A 6,744-nucleotide genomic window follows, 5' to 3' on the forward strand; every position below is an offset into this window, starting at 1 on the left:
AGATTAAACATTCTATTATTTATATAGGTTGAATTTATATCCCACTTAAGGTTTATTGACTCCATGTTGCCAAACACGCCCTGACCATCGGCCGAATTCCAATCTTGGGCATCCAGGTTCGCATAATATTCAAAACTGGAGGCACAATAAAAGCATTATGATAAGGATTCGCACTGGCGCTCGAACGTGTTTGCCGATATAAAGGGTTGGGTATAAATTCATTAGCTATAACTTTGCCCTGACGCAACAGGTATGAAGCTGCTGACATAATTTGTTCTGCTAAAATTCTTCTATGCGCCATCCATTCCGATAAGAACGGTGAATAACGAAAAATACGGTGAAGTTTCTGTTGCATACCACTCGGACCCAGTCGTAATAAAAAATCCAATGTATAATCTGCGCTATACACATTACTATCACCTCTTATCTGATAAATATAATCCAATACATCTCTGCCCTTTGTCGTTGGTGTTTTTTTCAACACTCGCTCTAAATAATAATAAGTAAACCCTTTATCTGCTGTGATAGAAATAAATGCACTATCCGCTGATGTAATATGGTCACCACGGCAACTGCTGCCACTAAGGTGTTCTAGTACAATATCATTATCACCTAAAGAGTAAAAACCATGACTGAATATTTCTTGATGGTCGCGGGTATCCACACGCAAAACAACATCCGGCGACTTAGCCCAACCATTCATATTTACCACACCGAAAATAAATAATGAAATCATTAATTGATATCGGCTCATAACACCTCCATACTCTATAAACCCAGTTTGGTTGCTAATATCTTTCAGGTGTGAATATAGCAATTGGCCTATTGATGTTATAGCTCAAAAAATCTGGTCACATAAATGATAAATATAACTTAAAATGAAACGTTTAATCGGGCATCGATACCCATAATATATGAAAGGAAATTAATAGCGGCAGGCAAAAAAAAAGCCAGCACCCGAGCTGGCTTAAAAAACACTGGAAGCAATGTGAGCAATGTCGTGCTTTCCTGTCTAAAACCAGAAGCTACTGGCCTTATCTCGAAGAGCAAAATGATGATAATGGTTATCAATAGCACTTGCAAACACTTTGTTGAGAATTTTTCTCATTCCCGCACTGATTATGATGGAATTATACTCAATTACAGCATCGAACACCGCCGCTGCCCCCCATTGCTCTCACTACATCCTCGCGTATAAACAACAATTTGCTGTTTATTCACCTCGATTGCTGCAACAACCAGCAGACAGTGCAGTTGTTTTACTCAATGGATTGGGGGGAGTGTCAGATTACGGTACACTAAGAGTATTGCTTACTTACTGCGAAGCGTTTATGCGTGCTTTACTTATTTGCTTGCTGTCGTTGTCTTGCCTTGCGACACCAGCGCTGGCGCAACCCGCCCCGGCCCCTCAACCTGCTCAACCGCTGCCGGATATCCGCCAACGTGGCTTCGTCTATTGTGTCAGCGGGATACTCAATACCTTTAATCCGCAGATGGCCAGTAGCGGATTGACCATCGATACCCTGGCAGCACAACTTTACGACCGCCTACTGGACGTTGACCCGTATACCTACCGTTTAATCCCTGAATTAGCTGAAAGTTGGCAAGTGTTGGATAACGGCGCGACGTATCGTTTTCATTTACGTAAAGACGTCCCCTTCCAGACCACCGATTGGTTTACCCCAACCCGGATGATGAATGCAGATGATGTGATATTCAGCTTTCAGCGGGTATTTGACTCACAACACCCCTACCACAATGTCAATGGGGGCGAGTACCCTTACTTCGACAGTTTACAATTTGCCGACGCAGTGCAAAGTGTCAAAAAACTGGATGATTATACGGTTGAATTTAAGCTGAAGGCTCCAGATGCCTCCTTCCTTTGGCATCTGGCTACCCATTATGCACCAGTACTCTCTGCCGAGTACGCCGACGTGTTGACCCAAAAAGGCCGACAAGAGCAGATCGATCGTGAGCCTGTGGGGACCGGTCCCTTCTTGTTGAACGAATATCGCTCCGGGCAATACATTCGTCTGTTCCGTAACAGTGATTATTGGAAAGGTTTACCGCGCATGCCGCAGGTGGTTATCGATCTGGGTGCGGGTGGTACTGGCCGCTTATCCAAACTACTGACCGGCGAGTGTGATGTGTTGGCCTATCCTGCGGCCAGCCAATTATCCATTTTACGAGATGACCCTCGCCTGCGCCTGACACTGCGCCCGGGGATGAACGTAGCTTATTTGGCATTCAATACCCGTAAGCCACCACTCAACGATCAGCGGGTGCGGCAGGCGATCGCATTATCGATTAACAACCAGCGATTAATGCAGTCAATCTATTACGGTACCGCTGAGACCGCGGCGTCTATTTTACCTCGTGCATCATGGGCATACGACAATCAGGCCCAGGTAACCGAATATAATCCAGAAAAAGCTAAAGAGATTCTAAAACAGCTTGGATTGACTCATTTACAACTCAATCTATGGGTGCCGACCGCCTCGCAATCTTATAATCCCAGCCCATTAAAGACGGCGGAACTGATTCAGGCTGATTTGGCTCAGGTGGGGATTACGGTCAATATCGTGCCGGTCGAAGGCCGATTCCAAGAGGCGCGGCTGATGGAGATGAATCACGACCTGACGCTGACGGGGTGGTCGACAGACAGTAATGACCCGGACAGTTTCTTCCGCCCGCTATTAAGCTGTGCGGCAATTCGTTCGCAAACAAACTATGCTCATTGGTGTGATCCGGCGTTTGATGAATTGCTGCAAAAAGCATTACGTTCCCAGCAATTATCCGCGCGTATTGAATATTATCAGCAAGCTCAGCGTATTTTGGAGCAACAATTGCCACTGTTGCCATTAGCATCTTCATTACGGTTACAGGCATACCGTTATGATATTAAAGGTTTGGTATTAAGCCCGTTTGGCAATTCTTCTTTTGCTGGCGTGTTCCGTGAGAGCAATGAGGGCAAAAAACCATGATTATCTTCACCTTACGCCGCTTATTACTATTAGTGATAACGTTGTTTATGTTGTCACTGGTCAGTTTTAGCCTGAGCTACTTTACCCCTCATGCGCCGTTAAATGGCGCATCCTTAATGGATGCTTACCGCTTCTATTTCAGTAGCCTGTTTCAGTGGGACTTCGGGGTTTCTAGCATCAATGGTCAACCTATTAGCGAGCAATTGCGTGAAGCCTTCCCCGCCACTATGGAATTATGTGTGCTGGCCTTTACCCTGGCTCTATTTGTTGGTATTCCGCTGGGGATTATTGCCGGTGTGATGCGCGGGAAATGGGCTGATATCGCCATCAGTTCTGTCGCATTACTTGGTTTCTCAATTCCTGTATTCTGGTTGGCGCTGCTGTTGATGTTGTTCTTTTCACTGCATTTAGGTTGGCTGCCGGTTTCTGGCCGGTTTGACCTGTTATATCAAGTGAAACCGGTCACTGGTTTGGCTCTGGTCGATGCATGGCTATCACCTTCGCCGTATCGCAAAGAGATGATGCTCAGTGCTGTGCAGCATATGATCCTGCCCATCACCGCACTGGCGGTGGCCCCAACGACCGAAGTCATTCGCCTGATGCGCACCAGTACCGATGATGTTATCGGGCAAAACTACATTAAAGCCGCCGCCACTCGCGGCCTATCACGCTTTACCATTATTCGCCGCCATGTGCTACATAATGCATTGCCGCCCATCATTCCAAAACTGGGGTTACAGTTTTCCACCATGCTGACATTAGCGATGATAACCGAAGTGGTGTTTAACTGGCCGGGATTGGGCCGTTGGTTGATAAACGCCATTCGCCAGCAGGATTACGCCGCCATTTCTGCGGGGGTAATGGTGGTCGGGTCGTTGGTTATCGTCATTAACGTCCTGTCAGATATTCTGGGTGCAATGATGACGCCGCTAAAGCATAAGGAATGGTATGCCCTTCGATAATGTCTACCGTGAGAAGAAAATGCCCAGCCCGTTGCTGTATACCTGGCGGCTTTTCTATGGCGATGCCTTGGCAATGGTGGGCTTCTACGGCGTACTCGCCCTCTTGGTGCTTTGTGTGTTGGGCAATACACTGGCACCCTATGCCCTTGACCAACAGTTTTTGGGCTACCAACTGCTCCCGCCTTCTTGGTCGCGCTATGGTAACGTTTCGTTCTTCCTTGGCACTGATGATCTCGGCCGCGATATTTTAAGCCGATTATTGGCGGGAACCGCATCGACTTATGGCTCGGCACTATTAGTCACACTGGCTGCGGCGCTGTGTGGCGTGATCCTTGGTGTATTTGCCGGTATCACTCACGGCTTTCGCTCCGCTATTCTTAATCATGTGCTGGATACCCTGCTCTCTATTCCGTCGCTGCTGCTGGCCATCATTGTGGTCGCTTTTGTCGGGCCGAGTTTAGAACATGCCATGTTCGCGGTTTGGCTGGCACTGCTACCCCGAATGGTGCGAACCATTTATAGCGCCGTACATGATGAGTTAGATAAAGAGTATGTTATTGCCGCCCGTTTGGACGGGGCTTCCACCCCTCATATTCTGGCTTATGCTATTTTCCCCAATATTGCCGCTGTTTTGGTCACTGAATTTACCCGGGCACTATCAATGGCAATTTTGGATATTGCTGCGTTGGGCTTTTTGGATTTAGGCGCGCAATTGCCCTCACCGGAATGGGGGGCGATGCTGGGGGACTCACTTGATTTAGTCTATGTCGCCCCGTGGACCGTGATGTTGCCGGGTGGCGCGATTTTAGTCAGCGTACTGCTCGTTAACCTGTTGGGTGACGGTATGCGCCGGGCAATTAATGCGGGGGTGGAATAATGCCGTTACTTGATATTCGTAACCTCACCATTGAATTTATGACCTCTGAAGGGATGGTCAAAGCGGTTGATCGCATCAGTATTACCCTGACTGAGGGTGAAGTCCGTGGCCTGGTGGGTGAATCCGGTTCCGGTAAGAGTTTAATCGCCAAAGCTATCTGTGGGGTCAGTAAAGATAACTGGCGCATTACCGCTGACCGTTTTCGTTTTGACGATATCGATCTGTTGCAATTGACCCCACGCGAACGACGCAAGGTGATCGGCCATAATATCTCGATGATTTTTCAGGAACCGCAATCCTGTCTGGATCCCTCAGAAAATATTGGTCGGCAATTGATACAAGCGATACCGGGCTGGACCTATAAAGGTCGCTGGTGGCAACGTTTTCATTGGCGCAAACGGCGGGCAATTGAGCTGCTGCACCGTGTAGGGATTAAAGATCACACAGATATTATGCGCAGTTATCCCTATGAGCTGACTGAAGGTGAATGCCAAAAGGTGATGATTGCCATTGCACTGGCTAATCAACCTCGGCTGCTTATCGCCGATGAACCCACCAATGCCATGGAACCCACCACTCAGGCACAAATTTTCCGTCTGCTGGCGCGACTTAATCAGAATAACAACACCACTATTTTGCTGATAAGCCATGACTTGCAGATGATGAGTAAATGGGCGAATCGGGTTAACGTGCTGTATTGTGGCCAAACTGTGGAAAGTGCCGTTTGCGAAGACCTGCTGGCCGCGCCCCACCACCCTTATACTCAGGCGCTGATCCGTGCCATGCCCGATTTTGGCCGCTCCCTGCCACATAAAAGTCGCTTAAATACCTTGCCTGGGGCTATTCCATCACTGGAGCATTTGCCCGTTGGTTGTCGCCTTGGGCCTCGCTGCCCTTATGCGCAAAAAACCTGTATTGAAACACCGCGCTTGCGGCTGGTAAAAAACCACGCCTTTGCCTGCCACTTCCCCTTAAATCTGGAGGAGCAATAATGGCAGAGACTCTGCTCGAAGTCCGTAATCTGAGCAAAACCTTCCGCTACCGCACCGGGCTATTTCGTCGTCAGCATGTGGAAGCGGTCAAATCGGTCAGTTTTACTTTACGCGAAGGCCAGACCCTGGCGGTGATTGGTGAGAACGGTTCCGGTAAATCCACCTTGGCAAAAATGCTGTCGGGCATGATTGAACCAACTGATGGTGAATTGCTGATTGACGATCATCGCCTGTCCTACGGTGATTATGCTTACCGCAGCCAACGTATCCGTATGATTTTTCAGGATCCGAGCACCTCACTTAACCCGCGTCAGCGCATCGGCCAGTTGTTGGATGCGCCACTGAAATTGAACACTGATTTAGACGCGGTGGCTCGTGAGCAACGAATCTATCAGACCTTGCGGCAAGTGGGATTACTGCCTGATCACGCTAACTATTATCCACATATGTTGGCGTCCGGCCAGAAGCAGCGTATCGCACTGGCACGGGCACTTATCCTGCAACCTAAAGTGATTGTTGCCGATGAAGCACTGGCGTCTTTGGATATGTCCATGCGCTCACAGATTATTAATCTGATGCTGGAATTACAGGAAAAACATGGCATATCTTATATTTATGTCACCCAGCACTTAGGCATGATGAAACATATCAGCGATCAGGTGATTGTGATGCATGAAGGGGAAGTGGTGGAGCGTGGTAGCACGGCCGAGGTGCTGGCATCCCCGCTGCACGATCTGACTAAGCGGCTGATTTCCAGCCACTTTGGTGAAGCTTTAACCGCCGATGCCTGGCGGCGGGACTCAGGCCATTTCTAAGCGGGTTTTCTGCCCTACCATTTACCGCCACGATGCCCCATTCCGCGCTCACCTCAGCGCGGATTTTTTCCTGCTTCTTTAGTCATTTATTCGCTAACGTAACAACATTTTTGT

At 48.4% G+C, this 6,744-nt stretch carries 5 protein-coding genes and 1 pseudogene; 5 read left to right on the plus strand and 1 reads right to left on the minus strand.

Annotated elements, in window-relative coordinates:
- Window positions 1-754, minus strand: a pseudogene (ytxA, locus tag V2A85_RS21095) (putative AB5 enterotoxin ADP-ribosylating subunit YtxA); the annotation flags it as partial.
- Between the two features lie 577 nt (window positions 755-1,331).
- Here ytxA and sapA point away from each other — a divergent pair.
- Genes sapA through sapF form a run of 5 tightly spaced genes read left to right on the plus strand, consistent with a single transcriptional unit; the run spans window position 1,332 to window position 6,630 of the window.
- On the plus strand, window positions 1,332-2,984 hold the full coding sequence (sapA, locus tag V2A85_RS21100) for an ABC transporter substrate-binding protein SapA (protein ID WP_420072274.1): 1,653 nt from the start codon (window positions 1,332-1,334) through the stop codon (window positions 2,982-2,984).
- Window positions 2,981-3,946 carry a putrescine export ABC transporter permease SapB gene (gene sapB, locus V2A85_RS21105; RefSeq protein ID WP_372559096.1) on the plus strand — a complete coding sequence of 322 codons (966 nt, stop codon included), beginning with the start codon at window positions 2,981-2,983 and terminating at the stop codon, window positions 3,944-3,946. The genes sapA and sapB overlap by 4 nt, the downstream gene beginning before the upstream one ends.
- On the plus strand, window positions 3,933-4,823 hold the full coding sequence (gene sapC, locus V2A85_RS21110; RefSeq protein WP_372559097.1) for a putrescine export ABC transporter permease SapC: 891 nt from the start codon (window positions 3,933-3,935) through the stop codon (window positions 4,821-4,823). Before sapB ends, sapC begins: the two co-directional genes overlap by 14 nt.
- Window positions 4,823-5,815, plus strand: coding sequence for a putrescine export ABC transporter ATP-binding protein SapD (gene sapD / locus V2A85_RS21115; protein WP_372559098.1), 993 nt, complete (start codon window positions 4,823-4,825; stop codon window positions 5,813-5,815). Before sapC ends, sapD begins: the two co-directional genes overlap by 1 nt.
- Window positions 5,815-6,630, plus strand: coding sequence for a putrescine export ABC transporter ATP-binding protein SapF (gene sapF / locus V2A85_RS21120; RefSeq protein ID WP_032906086.1), 816 nt, complete (start codon window positions 5,815-5,817; stop codon window positions 6,628-6,630). The genes sapD and sapF overlap by 1 nt, the downstream gene beginning before the upstream one ends.
- Window positions 6,631-6,744 lie beyond the last annotated feature (114 nt).

This window comes from Yersinia sp. 1252 StPb PI (assembly GCF_048593885.1).
Lineage (GTDB): Bacteria > Pseudomonadota > Gammaproteobacteria > Enterobacterales > Enterobacteriaceae > Yersinia > Yersinia enterocolitica_E.

Bases quoted from the DNA above. Each gene is read 5' to 3' on its own strand.
- sapD (WP_372559098.1), top strand. From the start codon at position 4,823: ATGCCGTTACTTGATATTCGTAACCTCACCATTGAATTTATGACCTCT.
- sapC (WP_372559097.1), top strand. From the start codon at position 3,933: ATGCCCTTCGATAATGTCTACCGTGAGAAGAAAATGCCCAGCCCGTTG.
- sapF (WP_032906086.1), top strand. From the start codon at position 5,815: ATGGCAGAGACTCTGCTCGAAGTCCGTAATCTGAGCAAAACCTTCCGC.
- sapA (WP_420072274.1), top strand. From the start codon at position 1,332: ATGCGTGCTTTACTTATTTGCTTGCTGTCGTTGTCTTGCCTTGCGACA.
- sapB (WP_372559096.1), top strand. From the start codon at position 2,981: ATGATTATCTTCACCTTACGCCGCTTATTACTATTAGTGATAACGTTG.